Origin of the sequence: Candidatus Chlorohelix sp. (assembly GCF_037138995.1) — a bacterium.
In the GTDB taxonomy this organism is placed as follows: Bacteria; Chloroflexota; Chloroflexia; order Chloroheliales; family Chloroheliaceae; genus Chlorohelix.
In genome coordinates, this window is the sequence record NZ_JBAXHI010000097.1 from 1 (window position 1) to 3,286 (window position 3,286).

General features: G+C 50.1%; 3 protein-coding genes. 1 reads left to right on the forward strand and 2 read right to left on the reverse strand.

What is annotated here, in order from left to right:
* Positions 1-819, reverse strand: coding sequence for a hypothetical protein (locus WCK19_RS18345; RefSeq protein ID WP_342398855.1), 819 nt, complete (start codon positions 817-819; stop codon positions 1-3).
* A gap of 31 nt (positions 820-850) precedes the next feature.
* Complete coding sequence (locus WCK19_RS18350) at positions 851-1,828, reverse strand: hypothetical protein (protein ID WP_342398856.1); 978 nt, start codon at positions 1,826-1,828, stop codon at positions 851-853.
* A gap of 332 nt (positions 1,829-2,160) precedes the next feature.
* Here WCK19_RS18350 and WCK19_RS18355 point away from each other — a divergent pair.
* On the forward strand, positions 2,161-3,286 hold a 1,126-nt coding region (locus WCK19_RS18355), incomplete at its 3' end, for an acyltransferase (protein WP_342398857.1).

The window sequence follows — 3,286 nt, forward strand, 5'->3', positions numbered from 1 at the left end:
TCACTTGCATTGACTAAAGAGCTCATCAAAGGAGCCGCCGCCTTGATTGCCGCCACCCAACATTCTGCCGATTTCGTAGCCGATTACGCCACCCAACAGGGCATCACCGATACCGCCGCCCCGATCCTGCTGCTGCTGCGGAGGATAATAACCGGGACCATAGCCGGGTTGCTGCGGGTACTGTTGTTGAGGATATTGGGGCTGTGGGTATTGTTGCTGCGGTTGCGCGTACACAGGTTGCGCCGGACGAGGACCCATCCGCCGCCGCGCCGCGATTACCAAGAAAACAATCACCAATATTATACCGCCAAAAATTACAAAGCCGACCATGCTACCCGCGCCGGTACTCATGCTGCTGGCATTCTTTGCTGTGTTGAGAGCCGCCGTTACCGCCGCAGTCCACTGCCCCGAATTTGCCCGCAACACCACTGCCGCCGCCTCCTCGATATTGGCGGACTCGGTGGCAGTGATACCCATCGCCGAACCCGGATCCACTAGTACCGTTCGCAAAGGCGTAGTAGCATCGGTGCGGTTGGAAATGCCGATGGTCAGCGTTTTGGTCGCGCCGGTTTTGCCTACCACGTAACTTTTGAAGCTAGTTTTATTGCTATACTGATTGCTGGTAACAATATACACATCAAAGGGCAGGCTTTTCACCTGCGCGGTCAGAGTGGCGCGGTCTGCCGTACTGAACAAGTTCAGGGGGTCTTCAAAGGTGAGGACACCGGCAGCAAACACGCTACTTGTGGGCGCAAACAACATTAACGCCAGCAAAGCCAACAAGCCAGCCAGCCACCTCTTTTTAGGTTTCTTAGTCATAATTAAAAAACTCCTTTTTGCTACGGGCAAATTACAGATTTTGCTTAACCGTCCGGTCAACTCTTTGCAAAGTGCTGCTAATCGAATTCATCTGCGCTACGGCTTCTTGCTGCTTTTGGTTAAATTGCCCCCACTTGAACAACAGCGTGATGGTACTAGCGCCCTTGATTTCGCGGGCAGCCTCGTTAGCTTTGGTCACCTGCATTGTACCCTGCGCGAAGGTTTGTTTCACCTCATCGCGGATATTATCGGGCAGAAACTCCACATCCGTACTCAGGCGATACACCAAATTGCTCACCTCGCTGGCGCTTTTCTCCAGCGTTTCAACCTTCTTGCGCCAAACCGTTTTGGTGGTACTCATTAAATAGAAGAACGCGCCCAACACGACCAAAAGCGCCACCGCCATAATAATCAACGGTACGACCATATCCGCCTGATTTTGCTTATTGGCTATCGTTTGCCCGGTAGCAGTAGCGGTCTTTACGGTTGCGTCAATCTTATCGGCAGTTTTCTTGCCCAAATCGGCAAGGTTCTGCGCGATACTATCATTATAGAAGCCGCTAGTAGAAGTGGGCAGCAAAGCGTTCCCATCCGCCGCCGAGACGAGCCTATCATCAATACTCAAACTAATTTGGGATTTGGGCAAATTCACTAAAATAACCGCTTCCGCCCCGCTAATCTTATCGCGCACAATGCGGGAGCAAGTATTAGTAGCGGTGGCGCTTTTGCACTCAGTCGGCAGCGTGGCATCATCCACCAACGCCAATTTTACCGACCTTTGGCGCTCCTTGAGCGATTTCGCGGCAGTCGCCAACGTAGCCCGCGCCCCGTTTACATCTTTCAACTGCTTGGCGGCGGCATCCGAGATATAATAGCCGTCCTTAATCAAGCCGTTCACCATAGCGGTAGAATCATCCGCGCTGGCAACGCCGATGCTTGCAAATAGCGCAAACACTAGCGCAAACATACCCAAAAGAGAAAATAATCCTTTACGTCCGCTTCTTTTCATTGTGCCGGATGCTCCTTCCAAGGGCTGATAATTAATTCAGTATAGCGCCAAATTATTATATATTACGGCTATATTTACGCAATAGCAGCATTAAAGTTCCACACTTATTCTAACGCAAATCGGTGTGGTGTTTTGTCGCATCCTGATGCGTCCCTACCAATTAAACCCCCTGTACGAGCGACCTCCGGGTCGCGATTTGTTTGTCGCCCTTCCCCCGATTGCCCCCACCCCATGAGATTTGCGCTACCAAAGGTTTGACAATGAAAAATCGTTATGGTATTTTGAGGTGGATTTACCGATAAAAACCCTCCCTGAAAACGAAAGTTATTGTCTTGCTTAAAAAACCTCTCCTGCTAATTCTTGCTTTCGTGCTGGTTATTGTAGGTATCGTACTTCTGTTTGAGTTTACCTATTCCCAAAATCCCAAGCTGACTATAGATTTAAATAAAGATGAGCAACCCGCCGTGGGGTTTTTGAAATTGGAAAATTCCGGCTTTTTCGCCAAAGAGCAAAATACCAATTTCGGCTTTTACCGCTGGACAAAACCCCAATTCTCCCTGAACCTGCCCTATCTTGCCAAAGCCGACTATACAGTACGCCTGTGGTTGTACCCGCCCGACCCGGTAGAGCCTTCGCCCTTGTCCATTCGCGCTAATGATAAAGATGTCGCGATTATTAACACGATTACTAAAGGGTTGCATGAATATGAAGTGCTTGTGCCTGCCGCCGCAATACAAGATGGCATGCTCAATCTCCAATTTCAGGTTGCCACCTTTGAGGTGAAGAATGACCCACGCGGACGGCTAGGCATCATCGTTACAAAAATAGAGGTGGAGAGAATGCCGGGCGGGTTGCTAATACCCCCTCGCACCTTATTTATTTCTGTGGGTTTGCTAATACTGCTGTGGGCATTGCTCATTTTGGGCGTATATCAGCATCCGCGCCGGTGGCAATTCTGGGCGATTCTGCTGGCAATAGCCTTTGCCCAATCGCTTTGGCTGGCGCTGCAATTTGCTTCCGACCCCCTAAGCCTTAGCCCTATCCTCGATGACCTTTTCTATAACTTTAACCGCTTGGTGTTAATCGAGTACGCGCTAGTTATTAGCGTATTCGTTGCTCGCTTCCTTATTAGATGGTCGGTTAAAAAAGCCGCGCCTACAGAGAAAGAAATCGTGGCGGGTGGCAAAAACGAGATTCTCCCGCTCTCCAGTTTGCGCTTTATCGCCGCGCTAATGGTGCTATTCTTCCATCTTCCGCTCGACCCGGATTTGCCGCTATGCTTTTATAGCCTAGCTCGCAATAGTTTTATTGGGGTAAGCCTGTTTTTTGTGCTGAGCGGGTTTATCCTTTGCTATACCTACTACCCAAGCTTTCAAAAGGGCTTGAAGGGCAGGCTCTGGAACTTTTGGGTTGCGCGGTTTGCCCGTATCTACCCGATGTACCTGTTAACGCTGCTGT